Origin of the sequence: Methylomonas sp., assembly GCF_023228165.1 — a bacterium.
Lineage (GTDB): Bacteria > Pseudomonadota > Gammaproteobacteria > Methylococcales > Methylomonadaceae > Methylomonas.
In genome coordinates, this window is sequence record NZ_JALOBS010000017.1 from 24,399 (window position 1) to 50,831 (window position 26,433).

At 43.1% G+C, this 26,433-nt stretch carries 16 protein-coding genes; 14 read left to right on the plus strand and 2 right to left on the minus strand.

The window, feature by feature from the left end; translation table 11 throughout:
* Nucleotides 1–52: 52 nt before the first annotated feature.
* Nucleotides 53–7,639 carry a hypothetical protein gene (locus M0R33_RS13825; RefSeq protein ID WP_292570175.1) on the minus strand — a complete coding sequence of 2,529 codons (7,587 nt, stop codon included), beginning with the start codon at nucleotides 7,637–7,639 and terminating at the stop codon, nucleotides 53–55.
* A gap of 243 nt (nucleotides 7,640–7,882) precedes the next feature.
* Here M0R33_RS13825 and M0R33_RS13830 point away from each other — a divergent pair, with 243 nt between their 5' ends.
* The 10 genes from M0R33_RS13830 to M0R33_RS13875 all read left to right on the plus strand — a co-directional run bounded on the left by M0R33_RS13830 (nucleotide 7,883) and on the right by M0R33_RS13875 (nucleotide 16,727).
* Nucleotides 7,883–9,556: a fasciclin domain-containing protein gene (locus tag M0R33_RS13830; RefSeq protein WP_292570178.1), complete on the plus strand. Its 1,674-nt coding sequence runs from the start codon at nucleotides 7,883–7,885 to the stop codon at nucleotides 9,554–9,556.
* A gap of 111 nt (nucleotides 9,557–9,667) precedes the next feature.
* The gene (locus M0R33_RS13835) at nucleotides 9,668–9,922 is read left to right on the plus strand and encodes a hypothetical protein (protein WP_366043882.1); all 255 of its coding nucleotides are present in this window, start codon (nucleotides 9,668–9,670) and stop codon (nucleotides 9,920–9,922) included.
* Nucleotides 9,923–10,491: 569 nt separating this feature from the next.
* On the plus strand, nucleotides 10,492–11,445 hold the full coding sequence (locus M0R33_RS13840) for a hypothetical protein (protein ID WP_292570185.1): 954 nt from the start codon (nucleotides 10,492–10,494) through the stop codon (nucleotides 11,443–11,445).
* Between the two features lie 120 nt (nucleotides 11,446–11,565).
* Nucleotides 11,566–12,375, plus strand: a complete 810-nt coding sequence (locus M0R33_RS13845) for a hypothetical protein (RefSeq protein ID WP_292570188.1) — start codon at nucleotides 11,566–11,568, stop codon at nucleotides 12,373–12,375.
* Nucleotides 12,376–12,463: 88 nt separating this feature from the next.
* On the plus strand, nucleotides 12,464–13,294 hold the full coding sequence (locus M0R33_RS13850; protein WP_292570192.1) for a hypothetical protein: 831 nt from the start codon (nucleotides 12,464–12,466) through the stop codon (nucleotides 13,292–13,294).
* A gap of 36 nt (nucleotides 13,295–13,330) precedes the next feature.
* Complete coding sequence (locus M0R33_RS13855) at nucleotides 13,331–14,059, plus strand: hypothetical protein (RefSeq protein ID WP_292570195.1); 729 nt, start codon at nucleotides 13,331–13,333, stop codon at nucleotides 14,057–14,059.
* A 180-nt stretch (nucleotides 14,060–14,239) separates the two neighbouring features.
* On the plus strand, nucleotides 14,240–15,040 hold the full coding sequence (locus M0R33_RS13860; RefSeq protein ID WP_292570198.1) for a hypothetical protein: 801 nt from the start codon (nucleotides 14,240–14,242) through the stop codon (nucleotides 15,038–15,040).
* Nucleotides 15,041–15,370: 330 nt separating this feature from the next.
* The gene (locus M0R33_RS13865; RefSeq protein WP_292570201.1) at nucleotides 15,371–15,898 is read left to right on the plus strand and encodes a hypothetical protein; all 528 of its coding nucleotides are present in this window, start codon (nucleotides 15,371–15,373) and stop codon (nucleotides 15,896–15,898) included.
* A 34-nt stretch (nucleotides 15,899–15,932) separates the two neighbouring features.
* On the plus strand, nucleotides 15,933–16,244 hold the full coding sequence (locus M0R33_RS13870; RefSeq protein WP_292570204.1) for a hypothetical protein: 312 nt from the start codon (nucleotides 15,933–15,935) through the stop codon (nucleotides 16,242–16,244).
* Nucleotides 16,245–16,358: 114 nt separating this feature from the next.
* The gene (locus tag M0R33_RS13875; protein WP_292570207.1) at nucleotides 16,359–16,727 is read left to right on the plus strand and encodes a hypothetical protein; all 369 of its coding nucleotides are present in this window, start codon (nucleotides 16,359–16,361) and stop codon (nucleotides 16,725–16,727) included.
* A gap of 260 nt (nucleotides 16,728–16,987) precedes the next feature.
* On the opposite strand, the gene M0R33_RS13880 is transcribed toward M0R33_RS13875, so the two are convergent.
* The gene (locus M0R33_RS13880; protein WP_292570209.1) at nucleotides 16,988–21,274 is read right to left on the minus strand and encodes a hypothetical protein; all 4,287 of its coding nucleotides are present in this window, start codon (nucleotides 21,272–21,274) and stop codon (nucleotides 16,988–16,990) included.
* A gap of 154 nt (nucleotides 21,275–21,428) precedes the next feature.
* Here M0R33_RS13880 and M0R33_RS13885 point away from each other — a divergent pair, with 154 nt between their 5' ends.
* The 4 genes from M0R33_RS13885 (at nucleotide 21,429) to M0R33_RS13900 (ending at nucleotide 26,402) form a co-directional block, all read left to right on the plus strand.
* Entirely contained in the window at nucleotides 21,429–22,778 is a 1,350-nt protein-coding gene (locus tag M0R33_RS13885; RefSeq protein WP_292570212.1) for a hypothetical protein, read from the plus strand.
* Between the two features lie 45 nt (nucleotides 22,779–22,823).
* Complete coding sequence (locus M0R33_RS13890; protein WP_292570215.1) at nucleotides 22,824–24,098, plus strand: hypothetical protein; 1,275 nt, start codon at nucleotides 22,824–22,826, stop codon at nucleotides 24,096–24,098.
* Nucleotides 24,099–24,266: 168 nt separating this feature from the next.
* The gene (locus M0R33_RS13895; protein WP_292570218.1) at nucleotides 24,267–25,649 is read left to right on the plus strand and encodes a hypothetical protein; all 1,383 of its coding nucleotides are present in this window, start codon (nucleotides 24,267–24,269) and stop codon (nucleotides 25,647–25,649) included.
* Between the two features lie 96 nt (nucleotides 25,650–25,745).
* The gene (locus M0R33_RS13900) at nucleotides 25,746–26,402 is read left to right on the plus strand and encodes a hypothetical protein (RefSeq protein WP_292570221.1); all 657 of its coding nucleotides are present in this window, start codon (nucleotides 25,746–25,748) and stop codon (nucleotides 26,400–26,402) included.
* The last annotated feature ends 31 nt before the right edge of the window (nucleotides 26,403–26,433 follow it).

Below are 26,433 nucleotides of genomic sequence, written 5' to 3' on the forward strand. Positions count from 1 at the left end.
TCCGATGCGTAACATTCATCGACATGTAGTGAGTATGGCGAATCCGGCGCTACTACAAGATTGAAGCAAGATCGAACATTGACATGACTGCGTTATTATCTTGCGTTAAATCGAGTACAATATCAACATCAGATTTATCAATTCCTTCGATTCTAAGTCCATCAGTTAGCGTAGATGATTTGAATGGAAGATTCGGAAGTTTGATACCGGCTTGACCCACATTGTAATTGAATGGAGTTCCATCGCCTCCACGCCCGGGCAGTGTCATTTTCGCGTTCCACATGATAAACGCTGTCGCTTCAGTAATATCTACGGCGTTACATACGCGACTTATTGATTTATCATCATTTGCTTGGTAATTGAATTTGTCAAAGATTCGCCTAAATTTACCAATGTACCATTTGAAATCCTTGTCGTCTTCGAAAACCGCGGAAACATTTCGCATAATTGTACTCACATTTAGTGTAGCTTTTTTTCCTTTTTCTGTGATAGCTGCTCGTTTAACTTTTTTGAGTATTTCCACGACATTCGTATTTTTGTGATCTGGTTGTACTATCGGATAAATCGCGGCAATCATACGAATATAACAATCAATAAACCTATCTTTGCTTGTGTAAATAATCGGATCAGTAATCGGCAAGAGAGCTTTTATTAGGCAATCAATCGTCCTCAAATGCTCGAAGAAAGTAGTCGCTTTACCATTAAGCAAATTTGCGGCGGCTATTAATGCAAACTGAACTACCATTATTCGCGCCTTAATTTCGATAATCGCGCGATCATCGATTGATTGAATATTTTCCCGCGGTTGTTCGTAGAACGAATAAAGAGCGCGATTCATCAATTCGAATTGTTTGGCACCATTATTTCCGAATTGTTTAGTGTACTCATCGTAAAATTCCTTTCTCGCGAGTACGTGCGCGAAGTTAACAACGCCATCAGTATCTATTTTTGCCGTTGCACCATCCGGCGCTTTATAAAGCATCATGAGAATTTCTCGAATTTTGTTCGACGGCAACATACAATATTCCGAAAAATCACCGGTCGTGTGGAGTCTTATCGCTTCAAAATAAGACGCATCTTGCCGAGCATCGAGAAACTCTAATGGGTCTTTGGGTAATGGGATTAACATTGATTGTACGTACATCTTTGCAACAGCACTTCCATTTGGAGGATTTGATTGTTTGCTGAAATTATTCGCAGCCAAAACTACGCGTATCCAATTATCGTATACATCCGTCATTTTTGGCGCATTTGCGGATGATGAAATCGAGTTTACTTTTATTATGTCGAGTAATTCTCTATCTATTCCTGGAATAAATTGCGTCGTTTTCCAATTCGCAACGGCACGGTCGAATATGTTCATTATGCTATCGCCTTTTTGAACTTGCATTGTTTTCACTTGATCGTGCAGTTGTAATAGATTTGCGTACTCTTCTTTATTTAATACGATTGTGATCGGGGTGTTAAATCCAGTGGAGTCGCCGAGTGTAATCGCATCGGCTTTTTTCAGTTGTTGAATGTGCGCGATGAGTTGCATCATATGACTATCATTTATGCGACCAGTTACCACTGGCTTCGCTGTCATCGCATTTGCCCAAAAAGATTTGAAGTTGTCAGCTCCTTGTATTCCGTTTCCTTTCAGGATAGTAGTAATTTCATCAGCAGAACCTCCCTTACCAAGTTTATGCCATGCTTCCTGCGGAACACCAAGTAATACCAGAACCGCACTTATTTCCTTTTCTGCTTGTAGCGCTATTTCGGTTTCTGTTAATATCTTCGGAAGATTCGAATATAATGCGTTATCTAACGGCTTTATTTGTTCTGCAACTTTCTTAAAGTCAGCTTCGGATGGAATGCTTATGGGTGCCGGTGTACTCGATTTCGCATCATCAAATTTGTCATGATTAAGCAAAATTGCCGAAGTAACAAGATTATCCGCGATAATTGGGATATTTCCGCGAATAATCTTCGCCCGTTCTTTATCATCATCCTTTGCTTGGGCGGCTTTAGGAATGGTAAAGTACGCGTCATGATTATCGCCCTGGTAACTAAAATCGCCTGTGAAAGTGCTTTCATCATCCAGTAATTGCGATAAGATATATGCGCCGGCGTACCTAAAGATCGGCAAATGGTGAATCTTTTTTACTTTTGCGCTAACTTGTTGCTCTATTCCGCGCGCCGCACTAAGGTATTTATTCGCGCAATGTTTGTCGGAAGACATGAGAAGTTTGACAATATTCTTCAATTTGAAAGCCGATGCTGGACCGAACTTCGAATGAGCGTCACTCAAGTCCAATGCTTTACTGCGTAGTTCATCAATAGATGGCGCATCCGTCGCCATCCACGCCATCAAAAGACCAGCAACCCAATTAGGAATTTTAATCGGACTTGCCGGAACGAATGCACCACCATTGTTATATTCGAGCGAAACAGTTCGGAATTGCATATTTTCGACTCCAGTTATAACTGGTCTATTTGTTGAGCGATCTGTAGGCAAACCGAATCCCTTGAAGAAATGGTTATTTTTCACAATTGTCGCGATGATTCTCTCGATATTCTTGTCGAAATTCTCGGCAGTCGGCAAAAGTTGCTTTATTTCTTTGATGCCAGGATTATTGACATAGATTAGCGGACGATTATTCGGATAAGTCAACTGCGGATTTGCAAGATAACGATGGAGTGCGCCCTGCGCGAATTTCGTGAGCCCATCATAGATGCGTTTACTGCCGCCGTCGTAGAATTGCTTCAAATAAAGAACCAGCATCTTATTGAACGCGAATAGAAGTGAATCGTTTTGGTCATCCGCGATATTCGCCGCGCGGAATTGCGCAATTTGCCTCACAAAGCGAAGGTCGACAAACTTTTCCGCGCCAACGCCAGTCAAAAGAAGACCATCGAACGCATTCGTTACGACGTCCGCATCTTCGAATAATTGCAATTTCCTATCAAATCCGCCATTCGCGGCATACGAATCATTCGCAACGATGCGCTCAATGACTTCGCTGAATTCTTCTGGTTTTGCTTTCCGAACTAATCCAGAGTAAATCGCAGGAATCGCGCGCGTTAATTCGGCAAGAGTGAAATACTTTTCTTTGCCCGGCATTATGGCGTCAGTTTTGTCTTCTACGTATCGCCCAGTAAAGAGTTTTTCGCGCCACTGCTCGGTCAACCAATACAAGGAGCCGATTCTCTCTTTTTCTTCGAAAGTACTGAGGAAGACTGGATCAACAAATGGACGGAATGTATCAATCCAATAATGAATTTGGTCCAGCATAGACTCCACATACTCCTGAAGTGGTCCAAATGAAATAATAATGTTCGCTCCATCCAGCGAAACACTAACGAGTTTATTCATTGAGCCGATGAAAGTCGCGAGTGACTCGAAGAAAATGTGTAGCGCGGCATCATTGCTAACTTGCAGAACTTTATCCATTTTTTCGACATCTTCATCTGCAGCGCCGTTATAGTTCGGAGCAAGTTTTTTGACCAAATCTTCAACAAAATCAGCTGTGCTTTTATCGATGCCATTGCTGAACAAATTCGCAACTTGGCAGATGAAATCCCTAAAATCTGTATCTGGAGTGCCACCGGTTGGATATTTTACGCCCTTGAAAATAGATGGATTCGCGACAGCAATCATGTTTATCTCGAATGTTTTCACGATGGTGTACATTGCCGAGAGCATTCCAAGCCCGGTCATCACCGTCTCAGAGAACATATAAAGCCGGAATTGGTCCATCTTCGAAACCATGCCACTTCCGCGAATCGCGGATGCCACGAGCTTGAAGCGCTCTTCATCATTGCGAGCGTTCACAATACGCGCCTTAGTAGATGCAATCATATTCATCAAACTCGTGCCGCTCTTTTCCGTGATGGCATTCATTCTTGTTATGATATGCGCGCGGAATTGACGAACGAACTCTTCATTTGTCAATGATTTAACTCCGGTAATTGAAGGCACCTCTTCCGCAGTTCCTCTCTTGTAACGAAGAATAAATCTATCCGCCGGCATTTCGCGGTCAAATACGGAAGTTCCATCATCCGGGAGAATATCCTCATATGCGGTTTTCTCATTTACCGCGCTGGTGTGTACCTCGCCATAAGTTGTCTCCTTGAGTTGCTGATAAATGTACTGATTGTATGCTTCCTTCTCCACAAGTCCAAGCCGTGAATTCATCTCGTGGACATATTTCTGGATGATATCGTGTGCGAGACTGTTAATCGCATACGCCTTTGTTTCACCGAGTTTCGTAACTTCGCCCTCAGATTGGCATTTCTTCGCGGCAGCATTAATCATGCGGATTGCGATTTTCAGCTCATTTTCAGTCATTGTCTCGAACTTACGTGGACCGAAGCGCAAATGGAAGAAACGGATTAAATCACCAAATACGCCGGCATCGTCAGTCATCAAGCGCAGAACACCGTTCTTGCCATTTTGCAATGTCATAGTAACGCTTTTCATGTCGTCCAAAAACTTATTATAGAATTGCGCCATCAGCGGCAAACGGAAATAAAGTTCAGTATAATCAGCCTCGATGTGCGGAATTGCCTCATCTCCACCGCCAGTAATGACGCGAATGGAATTCACGAGAAGTGGATTAGGGTCTGGTTTGTGAATCATCTCGAATAGTCCGGTTATTGTAAGGACCTTCGCAAGCATTGCCTTAATCAATTCCGAGAATAATTCGCATTCCATCTTTGGATTAAATACTGACTTGTCCAATCCCTTAAAGTCAAATGGCGTAATTATGCCCTTATTCGCAGATGTGGCATCCGGTTTGTTATCGGCTCCGGTTTTAAGCCCAATCGCCATCGAGGAATAGACGAGGAAATTGAACAGCGCAACATAAAGCTGTTTCGGCGTCATCAGAGTCTTCGTCTCGGCTGCAGTCATCTTCATCTTGCTGCCGAAACGCGAGAATATCGAAATCAAATTCTTCAGCACGCGGAAACCCTCGAAGAATGCCTCCAAATCTGTTTTCACTTTGTCCAAAACAGATAATTGATACTCGCCATCCCATGACTTCGGAGTATTTGTCTTGAGCCATTCGTAATAGTGCGTTTTTCCAATATCATCGATTTTTGCCGCTGTATCATTGAGGCGTTCAAATACCTTCGCGAGATTATCGCCGGCGAATGTATCATGCCATTCCTTGAGCGCCACAATATCGCCAAGCGCGTTTTGGATTTCTGCGATTTCACCGGGGTTCTTCATTAGACCGGAAGTAAAATCACGAAGATAAAGGTCCATTGCCTGAACAGCGCGCCAGAAGCCGAGCATCGCGTCGCGATATTCAGTGACAAATTTGTTGCGAACATTATCATCCGTCGTGGGATTCTTCGGATTTTCTTTAGCAACCTTGAGAATGTCACTTGCCGCGGTTTCAATCTCATAAACTCTCTTCGCGACATTCTCGCCAAGGAGAGTTTCGTATTTCTTGTTAAAATCGGCGGTTTCCTCGACCTTGTGGTCAATATTCGACAAGAAATGCGCAACTTTGACACGATGGTCGAGTAAATTGAGCGATTCCTGAAGCCGCGATGCAATATCGAAACTCATCTTGAACGGCTCATCGAAGCGCGAGAGTGATTTGAATCCGCCCTCGATTTCATCTCCGCCAGTCCTTCCGAAACGCTCGCGAATATCAGTTTCGAATACCGCAACAGCATTCGTTAATTCGGAAATCGCAGTGCTGACTGCCTTAATGTATTGCGCCCCGCGAGAATATTCCGGAGTTGTTGCGAGATTATCCAAGAATGCCACCAGCATTTTCATTGTCGCGATGAGGTTATCGCGCTTTGAGAGCGTCCGCGCGTCAGTGTAGAATCCAGAAAGAATCTGATAGATATCGCCCTTGAACATGCCGACTTCATTGAGACGCCAAATCATTGTGCGCAATTCCTCAGTTTTGTCGCCGATTGGAATTTCTTTCCCAACGTGTTTTGCGAGTTCCATAATTGCCATGCTCAACTTCTTAAACACACTTTCGAGGCGATGTCCGAATGCAGAAATAACGACTTTCCGCGCTTTAGAGCGCGCATCAACAGCGCGCTCGAATTGCGTTGTTTCCGGCGGCTTTTCCACTGCATCTCCGCCAGTTGCTACTACATGCGATTCTGCGCATGCGCCAGTGATTTTCGCGCGTATCGCTTCGACAATATCTGGCTTCTTCGCGAAATTCGCGATGAGAAACTCCATTGCGTCAGTCAAATCCACGATTTCTTCATCGGAAAGTTTCTTGGTGCGGATTATCTCTTCAACGTTCTTATAAATGTCCGCCGGGTCTTGAGATTTTGCGAATTCGTCAATCGACATCCCGATTTTCTCAAGTGCGCGCTTATAAATTATGCCCAAATGCGCAGTTGCGTGAATACCTTCCAATATGCCAACGATAATGCTTCCAAATCCACGCCGTGCTTCTGCCTTTGTCGCATGAGGAATAAGTCCGCTGAGTTTCTTAAACTCCGCGAGATATTTCATGGTATCTTCCTCTGCTTTTGAAACGCTCGTTGAAAGAATGGTCTCGATTTGCGCAATTTGGCGGCGAATCTCGGAAATAATCATGTCAAAAGTGCTCATCAGGCGTTCTGTATTGAACGTGACTTTTCCCTTCGCATTCAACTCGTCATTGAATTTCGATTTCCAAGTCTCAAACACATCAAGAAGAACTTTAAGATGCTTTACATTCTTCCTCATTGATGCGGAAACCACGTAAAATTCAACAGACATTCCAGTTGCGAGCGAACCGAGCATATCGGAAACACGAATGCACATCTCTTCCGTTGGAAGACCGGGGTCAATTATAGTTGTGCCATAAGTCTTATTAATCGCCAGCGCCAAATTCTTGCAAACTTCATCGTGATTCTTATGGTCGAGACGCGTTGCAGGTGGAATCTTCGCGCGAAGATTCTTCAATTTTTCTTCCGGAGTTGCGCCTTCAACAGGCATTCCGTGCTTAACCAGCAACTCATTTGCGAGCGTTACAAGACGCTCAATAATCGCGGTTTTGCGCTCAGCATGCGGCGAACTAATATTAATCGCCAATTCATACATTTCCTTGCGCTTATCGACCGGCTCAGCAGCACCAATTGCCTCGGCATACGCATCAGTGCGATAATTATCGCTGATTTCGCCAACAGATTCTTCCCAAGCAGATGCATATCCGCCATTCGCGATATCCGCGGAGACTGCTTCGCCAATAACGCGCTGCTTCTCTGATGGCTGCGCGTTTCTATAACGCGAAGAAACATCATTCGCAACTTGGATAAAAGTCCTCTTTAGCATTGCTGCTTGTTCCGGCTTCAATCCACTACTTGCCAATCCGGAATCTACCATTTGTTCGATTTTCGCCGGGTCGATGATATCCGATTGCAACGCATAAACGACAACTTTCTTTGCGAGAACTGCAGCAGAACCAAAAGAAATGCCCATCGAACTCAACCTGTCGTACATGCAGCGAATAGCATGAGATGGTCCGCTGTATGCTTTGAGATTATCCTTCGTTACCCAGACGATATCTTCTCCAACAACACCGCGAGTGTATAGTTTCTTGTCATCCTCGGAAAGCTGCTTATAGGCTTCAGAATTGATGACAAATGCCTTAGGAATATAATTGGGGCAACTTTTACCCTCTGCCAAAACGCCGACTCTCTGTGCGGAAAGCGAACCTCCCATCGCGTATATATAACCAAAGAACAAAAAAAGTGACACATTTTAAATCAACCACAAACGAATGTTATTCGCGCGAATAATTTACGCGGTCATTCGCGAAAAACGCGGCAACGGAATTCCGCCGCGCAAATTGTGCGAAATCCCCAGTTGAATATTTCTTGAAAACATTTTTTTATAATTTATATATACGTTCTATACTACTGTCGACAAATGGAGTACGGAGGTGGCGCAAAAAAAGCATATTGCCGGCTAAGTGATTTCGTCGAAGCGGAATATGTCGAATTTTACAAATTGCTTAAACGGCTATGCCTTGAAGCGACTCTCCGCGGTCATCGCGATGGCGTAACTGTTTTTATTCCGACAAATGAAACACTCAAGAAGATTGAAAGTCTCGCGGATAGTGTGGAAGAGTCGCAATTCCGCGATGCAGAAGCGCTGTGTCTCGCACATGTTATTAAGACCAAGATTCAGGGCGCATCGGACGCAATGAGCAAATCTAAGGAAGGAAAGTTATTCAATTCGCAGTATCCGCCTCATGCGGTTGTCGTTACAAAGGCAAGCGGCGATGAAATCACATTCGATAATGGCGCCGTTGCGCAGCGCATTCCTCTTATTGATTTTTCGCGCAAGAATCAATACGCGGCATTTAAGATGCTTTCTGGCGAGATGGTCGTTGGGCATGATGAAGCGGCGCCCGCGTCATCCGCAGTGCCTCGTGTTCGCCGCCGTCGCAAGGGCGAAGAAGCAGTAGAAAAAGAAGGCAGTTATGAAGTCGTTGCAGAGCAATCGCGGCAATTGCGCTGGCGCATCGCGCTCATTGCGGAAAACGAATATCTCGCGGCGATTATGACGCACACCACGAAAATCCATAATCCGCTATTGAAATACACAGCAAGCCTCGTGAAGTACTTGGCGCAGAATTGCCCATATTTTTATTCGCGCGTTTTGCCACTCATCAGTTTCCGCAGATGCGATTTATATATCATTCTTGAGCCGCATGTCTTCCCGAATCGCAATCCAATTATCGAAGACCAGCACGTAAGCGATTGGTGGAATCAATTCGACGGCGAAATGCAGCAATTCTCAATGGAAGATTACCGCAGTTTTATTTCGAACTGTATTAATGATGCCGCGCAGAAAGGTATCGCCGCCGCGATTTACACTGACTCCAAGGATACATTTGAGGCGATAGATAGCGTGAGGCAAAAGCTCATTTCGCAGCCATCATTGAGCGGCAATACACTGAATCTGGCGCGCGCAATTCGCGCTGAATATCTTTCCTTTGCGAGGACGAATAGCGCGGATGGAAAAGCAGCAATTTTCCCATCGGACCTTGCGAAGATATATGGAGAAAAACAATACTTAAAGTTAATTCAGGATGAAGTCCGTTGGCGCACTGAGCGCATTTTTATTCGCCTCGAAGAGGAATTCGCGTGGGTTGCATTCAAAGAAGTAATGTCATTCATTGCGTCAATATTGCACGATTATGATGAGACAAACTTTGTAAAGTTCTCGGCATTTGGCGCGGCAGCAGACGATACTGCAATTCGCGGCGATACTGGCATTCAGCACGAAATGATGCAGTTTGTGAATTCCACGCATTTCCTTTGGATTCCTCGCGCTGATGGCGAAATTGAGCAAGTCGAAATTCTGTCAACGCCTTTCGCAACTCCGCATTTCATAAATCCGGATAGCGCGCTTTATGATGCGGATAAGGCGCTCAAATTGTACCACGAACGGTGGTTTGTTCGCGGCGTTCCTGGATTCATGCCGTCATCGGAGAAAATGGCGCGAGTAATGGCGTATCTGAGCGACCCAGAGATAATGACACAAATAAAGAAAAGTCATCCGAAAATAGCTGAATTAATGACCGGCGCACAGTAAACGCGCTCGCGCGTAATCGCAATTATTTTTTGCTTCTCATTTTGAATTACTTCTTTCTACAAAATATAAGAGATAATGTTTCCGTATATAACCTGCTTTTGCGGGAGAGCATTGGGTGATATCTTTGACGTATTTCACGCCGAGTGCGAAAAGGCATTTCGCGCTGCAATCGCAAAGCAAAGCGGTGACACCAGAGGTGTCACCACAACTGAAACGCCTGATTTCGATATTCATACGTGGTTAACAGCGAATGATGGAATGAAAGCTGGGGCTATTCTCGATGCATTAGGCTTAGATATGGTTGATTGTTGCCGTACGCATCTATTGACGCAATGCCAATTCCGCGAGCAATATTACAAGCGTTGAAGAAGGTGGACTTTCGCGCAATGCCCTCGCTTCGCTCGGGCAATTAGCGCTTCGTCCCCCTTCAACCCCTATTTTGAGGTTCATCTTCTTATTTTTTGCGATTATTTTGCCGTTCGCGCAAAGCGCGATAGCCGCGCATAGTTTGTAATGATTTGTATTGTTTCTTCTTAGAATCAATGCGAAAAACTATAAACTACTACAAGATAGAAAAATTGCGATACTTTTCCGTAAAGCTGGTAGATTCACGATTTACTCATATTCGCAGAGATTCTCTTTTGAAACGACTACAAACAAAGCAAACTCTCTGCGCACAATGCGCAAAAGCTCAGCAAAGCCTCTAGTGAGCTTTTATCAAAGAAAAGCTGATTTTTCCTTCTTTTTGGGGGTCGAAGGGGGACGAAGCGCTAAATGCCCGAGCGAAGCGAGGGCATTGCGCGAAAGCCCCCCTTCTGAAAAAATTGAATTCCATTTTTTGTAAAGTATATTAGACCCAAAGCTAAATAATCATATACAAGGCGGGCAATATCAGAGCATAAGTCAACTCTTAAAACAACTCTTTATCGAAAAACATGGCAGCAACGGCAACAACTACAGTATCACATTCACCTTCTAAGACTCATATTTTTACTGTTGAAGAAATTCTTAACACTCCGTCCCCATTTAAATTTATCGTGCCGTCTGCCGAAAGGTTAGCAAAATCGAAATCTCAAGTTAAATTCATTGGAGTATCACTAAACACTCAAGGAAATACACTCGGAAAGGCTGCTCAAAGCGGTTATGCATTTATTTCAACTTCATCTGATATAGTTATTTCATCTGGTCCTTGGGAACCAAATAATCCAGAAATTGCTGGAAAGAAAATGGGTCTCGCATGGGCTTGCTCGATAAGACTCGAGGATGCTGGTGAATTTGGCGTTGCGATGCAGAAGTTCGATACCGAATTTAAAACATTCGTCGCGGAAGACTTACTTAAGCGTGGAGATTTTCGTAAGAAGTTCGCTGACTCAAAAAAAGGCAGCGTTGTGAAGGAATTCGGCAAAGAGGGAAGCGAATTCAGCGCGATTTCATTCACCGCGAATCCCGATGAACCATTTAGCGATAAATCGCCAAATCAAGTAGTCGCAGGAAAGCCAAAAACGACTATTTATGATTGGACAAAGCCAATCCGGGATAAAACTGGTCAACAAGTTGGATGCGAGATATTCACCCTCGATGGGAAACCGCCCGCGGCTTGTACGATGAGCGCAGATATTGATGAATTTGGAAAACACAAGTGGTTGCCACGCCCAGATGCAAATTTGCATCTAATTCTCAAGCGCGGAACCATAATTAAGCGTGCGCGTTGGCTGCTCGATGGCATTTCTTGCTCAAATATGGGGATTCATCCTAAATTATATGCGCAACAGTTATACATCGTACCACCTGTATCGGAAGTGTGTGATGATGAAACTTTCGATAGCACGAAATTCGAAACCACCGACGAACTTGGTGAAATGCCGAGCGATAGCGCACCGCAGGCATAAAGATTCGCCAAACGCGGATGCTTTATAAAAGCATGAATTAATTGGAAACTCATTTCTTTTTTTGCGCATTCGCACAACATATTTTTTTGATTTGCTCTCTACTATTAATCAAAGAGCAATATGGATTTCGTTCCATCAGCTTGTCTATACCCAATTTTCGAAGCTGTGCTTACGAAGCAGTATGGAATTAGAGATTTATTTCGCTGGTGCCGTGTATCGCACGATTGGAATGATATGGTTCGCGACTTCCTGCGCGGGCACTTTTCCTCATTCCTTGAAAAATGTGTTGATGAGGAAGAATATGATTCATTCTATGGAAAAGAAGAAGCCAAGCGACGGCTACGTAAAATCAAGTTGCCAACGCTATTGCCGTCGCCATTGAACACGACATTAATAATGCAGAAAGTATTTCGCTCCGATATTATTCCTCATGTCATTTACAATGCATATGGATGGGATTACAGAACTGGCTGCGCAATATTAAAAGAAATCATATCACAACCGGAATACATTACGGCAAAATGGTCGTATAACAACAAGCAATTAAATGAATCATTCGCGCGTTTCTTTGATGGGCATATTTTACTCTGTTTTTACGATGAGAGCGCAGTGCATAGCGTGTTTGGTGATTGTATTGAAAAATATTTGCCACTTTTGGCTGGTGCTTATTGCGGTACATATCATACTCCATTTGGCAATTACCACGCGTTGGTACGCGTAATACTTCATTTCATAAATATACCGTCTTGCGCGAATATTATTGCCGATTTCTGCGATTGGAAAATGAGAACCTTCCTGTCATTCTTAAGCGACATACTTAAAGATTCGGCTCAATGCGGCGTATCCGTGAGTACTGCGAATTTTCAAGCATTCACCAATATAGAACTTTTAATAGAACAATCCGCAAAATCAACAATACCACAAGCGTAATTCGCAGTTTCGGCAACACCTTCGGCGACCCCTTCGGGGGAGCCTCCGGCGAGTTCTTTTTTTGAAATTTGCGATATGCAAAAAAGAAATGGCAGTGGTGATAATCAACACCGCCGACGATGCCCTAAATCCGGCATATCTGCACCCAATTTTCGAGTACATATTCGAAAATGTGGAATATGGTATAACCAGATTATTTCAATTGCGCCTCGTATCGCGCAAGTGGAATAAGATGCTTACCGATTTTCTTCGCGATCACACGCTCCAATTCTTTGAGAAGCTCATCATTCGCGGTTCTATCAATCCTGATGATAGAACTAACATACTAAAATGGATTCACGAAATAAAATTGCCAGATTTGCCAATACCGCACATGGTGGCTCAAATTCTATCCAATGTATATACAAATGCGCGGCGTATTATTTCTGCCGCATATGGAGATGAATACAAATTACAATATAGGATAATAAAAGAACTCCTTTTGCTACCAGAATATTCCGCAGATATTTCTGTTGATAATAAAGTATTAGATAAAAAAATAGCGAATCTCTTCATGGATTATACATTTAACAATTTTAACGACAGCGACCAATCTGCGGGCGACGAATTTGCGGAATGTATCGAACAATATTTGCCGCAATTCACGCGCGCTCACCGTGCGTTCAGCTCCCATTATCCTCCTTATAACAAAGCGCTTCAGTATATTATGTTTCGCGCTATATACAGCAGTACAAATAAAGCCAATGCGCCAAACATCATTGCAACATTTTGCTATCGAGATATGGAGATTCTTAAATCCTTCGCGCGCAACATACTGAGTAGGGTGTGTTGTTTTAGCAAAAACATCAGCGCGACGGAATTTCAAATGTTCGCTGATGCCGCAAGATTGATAGAAAAATCAACACCGCCGCAGGCGTGATGCGCGAAACGCGGGACGCGATACGTGGTTCTTTTTTTGAAAAACACATCTCTCAAAAAAGAAATGGCGGAAATATCAAACGCCCTTAATCCAGCATGTCTACATCCTATTTTTGAGTTTATATTTACGAATGCTGACCACTGTGGAATCAGGAGCCTATTTCTCTGGCGTCGCGTATCGCGCGAATGGAAGAGTGCGATTAATTGCTTTCTTCATGATCACACATTTCAACTTCTCGAAAATTGTATCGGCGGTTCCGGTATCCCAAGAGAAATCACAATGAAATATATCAGCAAAATCAATTTGCCGGATTTGCCGACACCATATGCAATCGCACAAAGTCTACATCACCACGTGAGTTTTGCGGATACATCTGATATTATTCGTGCGGTGTATGGACATGATTCCAAAATACGATACAGGGTATTAAAGGAATTTCTTTTACAGCCAGAATATGCTGTTGATATTTCCATTAGTGACGAAAAATTGGATAACTCGATCGAGAATCTTTTCAACGCATATTTCTTCAATGAAGGACATTGCTATTGCTTTGATTATAGAATTATCCCGCATGTACGCAATATATTCGAGGATTGCATCGAAAAGTGTATTCCTCAATTCGCGCGTGCTTATCGCGTGTATTGCCATCATCACTATGATGATCCTCACGACATCGCGCTTTTATGGTGTTTTGCTTTGTGGGCGATGGCTCTTTTGGCGCAAATACACCGAAAGTTATTGCCACTTTTTGCGGTCGAGATATGATGATACTGAAGAACTTCATGCGTACTATACTTGGCTATTCCTTTGGTTCTGGCGAAATTGCAAATGCCGCGATACTTCAATGGTTTGCGGATGCTGCGAAAATAATAGAGCAATCCGTGCAGGCATAAAGTGTTTTTTTTGAAATAACGCGCTTTCTTCTCATATAACTTCCGCCATAAAATGGCAGAAAGATGCACATTATTTTCAAATTCGGTGTGTTTATCGCCGATTTTCGAAGCATTATCCAAAGAAAAAGATGGAATCGTAACTCTATTTCGCCTGCGTGAAGTGTCGCGTGATTGGAAAAATACCATCGATAATTTACTGCATTGGCGTGTTCCTGAAGAAATCGAGAAATGTATCGAGGATGCTTGCGATGTGACTTACATACAATGGAATGCAATTGACGATATTCGCAAAATCGATTCTCACCACCTGCCAATTTCGCAAACAATCGTGAATATGCTACTCATTGCGATAAAAATCCGGCATAGCGAGTCACTCGCCTTCGCATTTGGGAATAATATTAATCGAATTGGAGTTTTTGCGTTACAAAAACAATTGATGCTGAATTTTGACATCAGTTCAATGGCAGAAGATTCAGAATTAGATAATCGTATCACGTGGTGTTTCATACGTTATGTAGGATGTTACGATTTACAAGAAAAATATAAATTCTTCACAAAGCGCATCCCCTTTTTCGTTCCGTACTTTGCGCGTATTATTAATGCTCAAGTACGAGAAAGGCATTTTCCCCGAACATCGATTAATATCTGCTATTTAGTCTTACTTCTTCTTAATGCCGGGTCTTTTGGCGCAAAAGCAGTGGAATACCTCGCGATTATTTGTAATCACAACATAGATAATCTGAAATGGTTCATACATGAAGCATTACATTCTGAATTTAGTATTGCGCTTGTTCGAACTACTGAGCTCAAGATTTTCGGCGAAGTTGCGCGAATAATAGAGCAATTGGCATAAAGTGCTTTTTTTGAAACGCGCAGTTCATTTCTTATAACACGCGTAAATGGCAGAAAACTGTACATTGTACTCAAATTCCGCCTGCTTATTGCCGATTTTTGGCGCGCTATCCAAAAAAAAGGCGGATTCGCGACTTTATTTCTCTGGCGCAGCGTTTCGCGCGATTGGAAGGCGATTATTGGTGAATTTCTCCAAAATAATATCTCCACGCGCGTTGAAAAGTGCGTAGAGCAATTAACCAACTGCGCGACAGATGACAAAAACAAAGTAATAGAAAAAATTCACGAAATCGCAAAACTTCATCTTCCAATTTCGCAATCCGCGCAAGAAATGATAATCGCCGCTTTGGCGCTTCGCGCGTATTTTCCCATTGCATTCGCATTTGGGCGCGTTATGAAATTGAGATGTATCACATTGAAAAGGTATTTATTGCAATCGAGGTCCAATATCGAATTATCGTTAGCAGATAAGAAATCAGATAAAGAAATTGCAAAACTATTTGATTGGTACATTGGAGATAATGACCTCAAAAAGAAATGCAAATCATTCGCCGATGATATTACATTCTTTATTCCACATTTCACGCGGGTTTTACGTGCGCAAATTCGCGAAAAATCAATTCATCCGCAGGTATTCAATATGGCAAGATTGACTTTATTTCTCATAAATGGCGGCATGTTTGGCGCGAACGCTGCTGAATATCTCGCCACTATTTGTGACCACCACCTATCGTCTCTTAGGTGGTTCGTACAATACGCACTCGAACGCTGCGAAGATGAGCTTGTTGGCATTCCAGAATTCAGGATTTTCGCCGATGCCGCGAGCTTAATGACCGAGTGCCCTGTATCGCCAAATTAATCTTTTTTTGAATTGCAAACTGCTAAAATACAAAATGGAAACGGACAATTTCGCGCTTAAATTCGCGCCGGAATGTTTAATGCCGATTTTCGAAATCATATTCGATGGCTACCACGGAGCGCTGGTGCTATTTCACTGGCGCGTTATTTCATGCGATTGGAAAACAATTATTGATGATTTTCTCCAAGTTCGCGTTTTTGCATATATCGAACAGCGCATCGAGGAATATTGCGAGGAAAAAGACAAAGTGCGAGAGAAGATTTGCGAAATAGAGAAAATGCAACCACTTTCGCAAGCCGTTGCAAATTCGCTTATTCACTTGTTGGAACACATTAATCCGAGTTAATTTCACATTTGGCGAAATTGCAAAATACGGTACTCGGCATTGAAGGCGCGTTTATCGCGACCGGAATATCTCGTAAATCCGTTAGTTAAAAACGCGCCATTAGATAAACTTATTATGCGCAACATTGATAGTTATATTGATGTTCCAATTAGTCCTGGAAAGTGCCTATTGTTTGCCAACGATATGGAATTCTTTATTCCGTATTTTACCAGAGCTTGTAGCATGCGAATCATTAAAAATAAGTATTCTCCTATATTCGCGAAAATCGCGCGCATGATATTATTATTCATTAGTACTGGCATGTTTGGTACACATGCTGCTGAATATCTTTTCGCCATTTGTAGTAACGACACACTTCATTTTGACAGATTTAGATTCGCCATTGCTTGGCTGGACACTCCTTTCAAAGATAAATACATGACAGCATTTGTGCGACAGACATTTGCGGAAGTTGAGCACTTAATCGCAAATAATCGTCATTAGTCTTTGGTTGTTTTTTTCCCTCAAAAAATAATCGCAGTAGCGAATTTAGAAATGGTCAACCATAGGGGCATCCAATATAATCTGGGTTTTCGCATAATCCATGACGTTGACCATAACATTTCCAATTTATTCTATTGCCGGGATAGAATGATTCATCTTTTATTTGCGCTTTCGCGTTTCCTGGGAGAAATTTAATAGAATCATTATCTTTATTTGCGCGTTTATTGCCCATGGTTAATTATCCGAAGCGAAAATTCAATTTATTGCAATTCCGCGAGAACTTGCTCTGACGACTTAATATGGCGCTGAATAACTTCTGGATCAACTTGCACTGCATTGTAAATTGTCCCAATGAATGGCACAGTTCCCATAATCATTGCACTGCTCGGACCCTCTATTGGGCTCTTCAATCCTTCTGATGATGCTTCGCTAAGTGTCGGCACTGGCGCTGCATAACCAAGGCGAAGCCCAATATTATTTTTATCTCGCGTATTCAATCCACTGCGCTCTATTGAAGTAACAACGCCAGTACTCGTCATTTCATCCGCGTATATCATGTAATGCCGCTGATTACAATATTCGATGAGCGTCTGCAATTCCACAATTATTTTTTGCCTTGCGGCTTCAATGCCGAAAATCCGCGCCACTTCTTGAATCGCATTTGTCTGAATTTCTTGCCAGACAATTTTATCGCGAAGAAAAGTCGACACTCCGGCGATATTAGAGCCGTCAGTTTTGATGCACAGTCTTCCATCATCGTCGCCAATTGCGCCATCATCGCGTACTTTCGAGCGCATCAATTTCTCCACTTTTGCACCGTGAATATTATCAATGCCGCGAAGAATAGTATTGAGTATTCCGTCGCGAATCTTCTCATAATCCGCAAGATTTGTGGCTTCTCTCGCAGGCGACATTGTCGCGCGGAAATAGAAGCGAATTACGAGATTGCTCGCGCGTTCCGTGCTATTGACGATATATGCGTTCGGATATTTCTCGCGCAATTTCGTCACGAGAAAATCCATTCCAATATTCTTCAAAATAAAGACGATGCGATTTAGCTCGAAGCGAATGCACCAATTCGCCAAATCGCCGGGGCGCTCATAAAGTTTATTTAGTTTCTCGAATTCCAGAAGCAACCACGCATCCGCCTGCGAGAGTGTATGCGCCATTTGTCCATATTTCTCGAAGAAAATCCGCGTCGAATCCACAACATCGCGAAAACGCACAACTTCCAGTTCATTGGCAATCGCCGTTGCGGCATTCATATCATATTTCGCAATGCCGCTTAGTGGAATCGTCAAACACGGTGCTGCCATTCTGTCGACATCGCGCGCCGATAGAATTTCCTTACTGCGGCTTACATTCGCCGTAGATGTGCCGCCTTCTGAACTTTTCTTATGCGCATCGAGCATTTCTTGCGTAAATGGCGCGCTAAATGCCTGCGCTGCGATAATCCCTACGACAGTGCCCGGGTCAATCAACGCGCGCAAAAGCGTAATCTGAATCACATCGAATGCTTTCTTTAGAATTTCCGGAGTTACTTGGAGTTCGCGCAGTTTCGCTGGGCAGAAATACGCCCTAATATACGCAATAGATAACCAAGAACAGACGCGAATATAATGCGGGATTGGCGACTTTTTCTTTGCGCAGTTGGAATTCATGAATAAATATGGCAGCGCACTACAGAAATCCAATACCATTTTTAGCATTTCCATATGCTGCAGCGCGCGCTCTATTGAGCCTTCTGCGGGTAAAACCACGGGAAAATCGCGTTTCGCACTTGCGATTACATTTATTGGATTGCAAATCCACAACGTGCTTGACTTGAAGCGCTCGCGATTGTAGATGCTTTCTCTGCGCATAAATAAGTCTCTGAATTTTTGGCGGTCGTCGCGCAACATTTCGAATGCGTCCGCGAAATTGCTCTCCATTCCCTTCACGCCATCCGGAATCACGCGATATTTCGCGACGAAATCCGCATCGGACAATTTTGCCGTTGGGAATTCCACATTAATAATAAATCGCGGGTCTAAGAAATCGGAGCCGTATGCCATTTGCAGAATATTTGCCCCTTTTACGACCATTCTGAAATTATTCGTAATGATGGACTCCAAATTCTTAATCGCATCGCGATTCTGCGTGCCGGTTATCGAGGTGAAAAGTGCCTTCGAAATAAGGTCATATCGCGCGTTCATCGCGTTGAATATGAATTCATCGACTGCAAGACCATTAATATATGAATTAGCTATATATCCGTGTGCCTCTGGCGATGGATCGCCGCGACGATAATAAGGCAAACAGCGGCGATAACTGAATTTCTCTGCTGGGCGCTTTTTATTGATAATTGTCTGCCCATTTGCGGAACAGATATTATAAACATTAAACATCGACCCTTTCGACCCAGTTGCAACGAGGCGAAATAATCCATTCGTCTTTGGGTCGATGCCGCGAATAACTGGCTCTGCAAAATCATCCATAACTCGCAGCGTGTTAATTTGCAGTGTCTCAAACAATTCACGCACAGTTTCGCCAATGCGCGGTATGAGTTTTCCTTCGAGAAGATTCCTCGCATCTTGATACGCCTTGGCGGTGATTTCAGTTGCGACTTCTGCGGTTTTTACGCTCTGTTCATCGCTGATAATCAAATCGCGAATGCCAATTGTGAATCCGTGCTGCAAAATATAGGCAATCGCGAGTTGCTGCATGTCGAACATTAATTCCATCGCGCGCTCAGGACCATGCTCTGTTGCTACGCAATGATAAAGACCATTCGGCTGGTCGCCTAATGACGATTGATCCAGGCATCCGCGCCGCAACTCGCCATCAACAATTTCTACTTTTTCTGAATTCGGCTTTCGTTCCATCCATTGCATCCATGGTGCTGATGGATTGTAGAATTTCGATACGCGATTAAAGTTTATTGGCGTTTTTTTCAGCACAAGAGAAACAGCATCGCGCCCAGTAATGAATTCCGCATGAGGAATTACTGGCGTTACGATAGTTCGAGAGAATAGCATAGCCGCGTGCATTCTATTAAGATAGACATCTTCCTCGGTCAATTCGAACATCCCAATGATGGAATCATTCGTCTGCTTTAACTGCGGCGAACCAGAAGTATGCGAAATATACCAATTATCTGGCGTTGAAAGTATCTTAATCTCATTTATCGCGGATACGCCGCTGAAAATGATGAGATTCATTTGGTCGCCATCGAAATCCGCGTTGAAATACGGGCAAATCAAGACATTCATGCGCACTACATATGAGCCGGGGTCGATAATAACGCGCATTGCAGTAATATTAGAAATTGCAAGTGATGGTTGCCGATTGAAGCCAACATAATCGCCAGTAATCACATCTCGAAATATAATATCGCCATTTTCGATGTTAAGCGCCTGCTGTGAATCTGGCGTAAATGCGGCGCCAGTGGCATGCTTGATTATTTTCGAACAACCGGGATAGCGATTTCTGCCATTTCTAATGAAAGTCATAATCCATTCACGATTAAACGGCTGAACTATCTCTTCTATTTGCACAGTTTGCGCAAAAGAAAGCGGCATCGTAATCTCATTAAGCCGCAGCGTTGGATCGCCTGCAATCGTTGCGCGACACATGCCGAAAACGCGCTTTCCGAGCTGCGTTGCGCGAATTTGCCCAGTTTTTCCCTTGAGGCGCCCCGCGATTGATTGCGCTTCTTCCGCAGAACCGCGAATAAATGCGCCGATGGCAATATCGAGCTGCAAAACTTGCTCCACATACGCGCGCGTTAATTCACCAGGTCCCGGAGGGTCGATTTTCTTATTTCTATTTACGATGCGCTGAATTTGCGAAGTCAGATTATCTCTTTGGGCTTTTTTTCCACCGCCAGGGGTCATCATTTTGCGACTATCTACGCGAATAGAAACCGCAGGAATCGGAAGCGTGCGCATTATCATATTGCGTGGGTGGACGGAAGTTGGTCTACCAATTTTCGCCAAAACATTATCAGTTATTCTTTCGAATATTTCAAGAATTTTATGTGGATAAAGCGGCTCTGTGCGGACTGTCGTTGAATCGCCTTCTTTGCGTGTGATTTTCGCCACTGACCATCGCGCGTAATTTTTGTCTTTTCCAACCACCGGGTGCGGTGATTTACATTTCGCGCAGAGAATCATTGTATTATTTTTCGCAAAGGCATGAACAACGGCAAAGCGGTCGCTTGGGGCATATTCCATGAACTTCTCTTCTGGGATAAGAATATTTCCACACTTGAAGCAAATGATGCGTAGCCAGCGGCGAATCTCTTTTTCGTTCATTGGTGAAGGAATCGGATAATTTAGCGCAAGTGTGCCCATATGCCCGAGGCAATCGTGTTTCGTCCGATGGCAAGTAGAGCATCGAAAGGCAGAATCTATTGTGCCGAGATGAAGGTCCAGTGGTCCAGAATCACCAGGAATGCCGCCCTGAAAGAGATTCGAGATTGTTATTCTGGCTTTGGACGTTTTCTCCTTCTCATATTCGGAAAGCGCATAGAATGATATTGCTTTTATATGCGAAGTTGGCAACATTCCTCAGCACAATATATTTATCCTTTATTTTGAAGCTAATAATCTGCTTATATATTTTATGTGGTGAAGAGTTCAAAATAAAGCTTGCCGAAGGCTCGAGCATTTGGCAAGCTCGGCGAGCTTTATTTTGAATTTTGCGCATTAAAAATCAAAGATGAAGCGCGTAGCTGATACACCAATTAACAGTTCTCCCGCAGCAAAACAGCCACATTCTGCAAGTCCTTGCGCCACAAATGAAAAGAGGACGTTACGCGGCAGAGTTTTCCCAGTTGCACCGGATATGGAACAAACACTCGCAGCATTAAATCATGGTCCAAATATTTTTAATCCACTCACATCGGTTCTCGTTTCGAACCTCGAAAAGTATGAATGCATATTCGACAATCCAATCGATTTTAGGCTCGCTACGGCGACTTCAGGATTCGCGTATCGTGATGAAATTAATTTGCTGTTAAAAAATCAGGATCAACTCTACTACGGTGGTGGTAAAATTTTCCGGATATTTGGTGAACGGCAGAAACACTGCCGCCTTGCGAATATGCCAGATGATGCTGCAAAATATGTCAAAGATTTACTGATTGGTAAAAATGCGGATTATATTTGCAATTGTGTAATTAACGCAGTTTCCTTATATTCGTGCTTTCCTCGCATCATTGCGGCATTCCCAATTGGAATAATCAATGTTGACAAGCCTAATAATCCAAATCTATTTCCCAGCGATATATTGACGGCGACACTTCTGGACGAAACTATTCAAGAGCCAGAAATGGTTAAGCTAAGGCAACTTCTCTCGAAACCAATTTACTCGCTTTGCATAACCATTCAATCTCCTTGTGTCGTACCTTTACTTAAAGTGCCAGTGTTGCAAGCATCTCCCGCATATCCGCCAACGAAGGAAAATGCCGAAGCTCTTCAGCAAAAGATAGAATGGAGAGCGCTTCTAAAAAAACAAATTGCATGCCCGCAAGATGGAAAATCCGCTACATCGCAACACATTCAGAAAATTCGCGAAATCTGCGGATTCGATGGGGTTTCTTTATTCGGTGCCCCGTCCGCATTGCCGCAACTATCAATGAAGTCTATTTTCGATACAAATTTTCCGCTTATTGAAAAAAGCAAAATTTGGGCGCAGATAGTCAAAGAGCGGAATGAACACACCCTATGGAAACCGGAAATGCATGGAGTCAATTCTATTGAATATGTCGCGAAACTATTTGGCGTCTCGGATTCATTCGTGTGCGCGATAATCAGTGCTGGTATTCTTATTCGCGAATATCCGCGCATCATCATTGCGTGCAATTGGAATCAAGAAGAAAACAATTTTCTATTCGATAAGAAGTTCGTCGTTGATTTGCTCGGGCGCAAAAAAGATGAGGAGATGATGGAAGTAGCGCATTTACTTGCGAAACCACTTCCAGCGGGGTTCTTCTCCGAAAAAAGTCAGCAGCCAATTGTTCAACGCAGATTGGTAAACCTGAGTACTCTTCGTGGAGACCATTCGTGAGCTCGGCGAAGCCTCGACCGCTACGCGGGAGCATTATTCTTTTTTATGAAGAATAAACCGCACCCTGAACGCGAATATTTTTTTGAATTTTCACAATCAATTTCATTCTCAGCCATGAAACGCGAGGGTAGACTCAGTGCAGTAGAATTGAAGCAGCAACAAGAGCAGAAAATTCAAAAGATAATGAGACTCGCGCAAAATGATAAACAGATTTCTAATCCGACAATCTCTAATCTTATCTCGAATCTCGAAAAACTCGAACAAACTTTTGGCAAACCGCAAATTGATTTCAAATTCGAAGATGTCTCGGATTTGCCAGATTATTGTTCAAGTATTGAATTGATGTTACAAAATTTCATGAAGATACACTGCGCAGACAATCGTATCTTTCTCGCGTATTGCGATAGAAAACGCCATTGCGTCGCGGCGAATAAACAACCAGACGCGTATGCATATACACGAGAACTATATCTCGGGACTTTCAAACAAAACGGAATCGTTTATTGCCTTAATCGCGCATGCATTATTAGGGCAAATATGCTGCAGAGTGATTTTCCTCGTATTGTTGCGGCATTCGCGATCGGCGTGACTGAGCATAAAACAAATATATTTCCAAGTAACGCATTAGTAAATACGCTGTTCGACGAAAAAATACAGACGCCGGATATGATTAATCTTCGCCATCTTCTCTCGAAACCAATGTACCCGATACATGTGTTAGTGTCTCAGCAGATGGCGATAGTGCCAGCAGCCGAAGCAGATGATTCTATGATACATCGCCTGCGAGTGGAAAAATGGAAGTCCTTTTTAAAATCGAGCCAACCGCAAATTCTGGATACTAATAAATCGGTCGCGTTGCCATATATTCAACAAATTCGCGATCTGGACGTGCTCTGTAATAACGAGCATCCGGATTTATCCAGCCCCGCATATCTCGCGTTGAGTCACAATTGTACAATAAATAGAAGGATCTCGAATGATAGCCAACTTTGGCTTCAAGTATTTGAAGATCGCGAACGCCATACTCCGGTAAATTGGAGCCAAATTACGCACATCACGTACATCGCAGAGCTATTTGACGTTCCGGAATTAGTTGTCATGGCGATGATTGGCGTGATTCTGCTTATGCAAGATTTTCCTCGCGTTATTATTGCGTGTGATTGGACGCAAGAGAAAGATAATTTCTTATTCGATAAGAATTTCATTATCGAGCTCATGGAACGCAAAAAAGATGAAGAAATGATGGAAGTCGCGCATTTACTTGCAAAACCACTTCCCGCGATATTCAAGCCAGATGATTCCACGCTAAAAACTGTCTAAGCGAAGCAGCCGAGAGCGATTCCGCTCGACACGAGCAAGTAATTGCTTAATTTTCTTTTTTTGTATCGCGATATCTCGCGAAAAGTTGCGTGTAAATTTTCATTATTTTTTTTGAAACGAGAAGATAATCTATTATAAGGTAATCATTTCTGCGTGTTTACATCTTCAATGAAACGTGTTTTCGATTCGGCAAAAGGTGGTACGCCAGCAAAACAGCATTGCGTAGCAAAGCAAAAGAAATCTCAGGAAGTTAGTTGTGCGGCACAGGATACTCAAAGTGATTCTGATGTTTGCGCGTTGATTGAAAATCCTTCAATATCTGAGTTGATTCAAAATCTCGAAAAATATGAAAGGACATTCAACGGAAAATCTGTAGATTGTCAATTTGGCGGAAACACGTTGTGCGCTTCGTATGAGCCGGATAATTTCGCATATTGGTCAGAATTGGCATTTTTGCAAAAGAATCTCGCAGCGATTCACAGCGAAGATAATCGCATTTTCCTCACATTTTGCGATAGGCGCCGACATTGTGAGCTTGCAAAAAAAAACCCATCAGACGCGAAAGAGGTCGTTGAAAAACTACTGGGTGGTTCATTTCAAGCTCGCGGAAGGCTCGACACTTCCGATGGAGCTCGGCGAAGCCTCGACCGCTTCGCGGGAGCTACTGAAGCACGCGAAATACGCTCGTGTATTATGAATGCGATTTTATTGCAGGCGTACTTTCCTCGCATCATAGTAGCATCATCAATTGCGCCAGTTGTCGCATTCGATCCATCTGCTAAATTTGCTTTTGAACAGCGGAAAGATTTGGCACTATTTCCGAGTGATATATTGACAACAATGCTACTGGATACTGATATTCACGAACCAAAAATAGTTATACTTCGCAAACTTCTCGCAAAACCGATGCAATCAATGCGCATTCTAATACAGCCGTTGAATGTAACAATGGTAAGTTCGCCGATTATGGATAAACGCGCGATACTTCGCCAGCGCAAGCAAAGTTTGAAATTAATTTTAGAATATGCCTCCGAATTTATGTTGCAATATCGTCCTGAAATTGAGGAATCAATTGGTCTTCCATATATTCAGAAAATCCGCGAATTCACCTTTCTTTGCGATAATTACGATCACAAATCATCTAAATGTAGGGTGCTGCGTAATCGTTTTGCAGCGAATTGCAAATTCATCGAAACTGGCAATATGTGGTTTTCTGTAAGCAGAGACTTTCAAACGCACTTTCATCCGGACAGTTTCTCTGAACAACGCTATGTGTCTGCTATTTCGTATGTCGCAAAGTTATTCGATGATGCTGAATTACGTGTTCGCATTATAATCAGTGCGTGTGTGCTTGTTCATGAATTTCCTCGTATTGCAATTGCGTGCGACTGGGAGGATACGACTAATTTTCTCGCAAATCGCCAATTTGTTCTTGAATTGATTGAGCGCAAAAAAGATGAAGAAATGGCAGAAATCGCGCATTTACTTGCAAAACCACTTCCGACAGTGTTCAAGATTGATGATCCAGCACCAAGTGAAGTACTCGCATAGCGAGGCTTCACCGATTCCGCAAAGGTTCGGAGCAAAATTAAAAGACGACACCAGATTCTTTTTTTGAATCAACATTCAGCAAATTCAATCACCACTATGAAACGCGGAGCACATTTGCTGGAATTGCCGTCGGAATCGCAAATACAAGAATACCATCCATTTCTACAAAAACTTATCACTCGTCTTCAGACAATTGACGCGTCATTTAGCAAACCACGAGAAATAAATTTTCAAGTCGAGATATCGTTATCGCCTTCGCAAGAAGAATGCGAGTGGCAGAATGATATCGCATTGATAATAAATAATTTTACATTAATGCGGCGCGATTGTTACGATACTGTCAGCGCGTTTCATCGGCGTTCCGCGGATTGCGAACAAGCAGACATTCCAGATGACGCGTCTACTTATTTTGATGAAATTCTTGCGAAGACTTCTCAGAAAAATCAACTCACTCGGCGTTGCATATTGAATGCCGCGCATTTATATCGGCAGTTTCCGCGCATCATCGCGGCATTTCCGATTGGCGAAATTATTGATACGGAGTTCGCCTTCGGCTCGAGCGCTACGCGGGAGTTCGGCGGAGCCTCGAGCGCTACGCGGGAGTTCGCCTTCGGCTCAAGCGCTACGCGGGAGTTATTCCCCAGCGAAAAACTAACGCTGATATTATTAGATGTTACTATTCATGATCCGATTGTCGTTCAATTGCGCCGACTTCTTGCAAAACCAATTCCTATTGCAATCGAAACTAAATGAAAAACCAACATATCAATTCTTTTTTTGAATA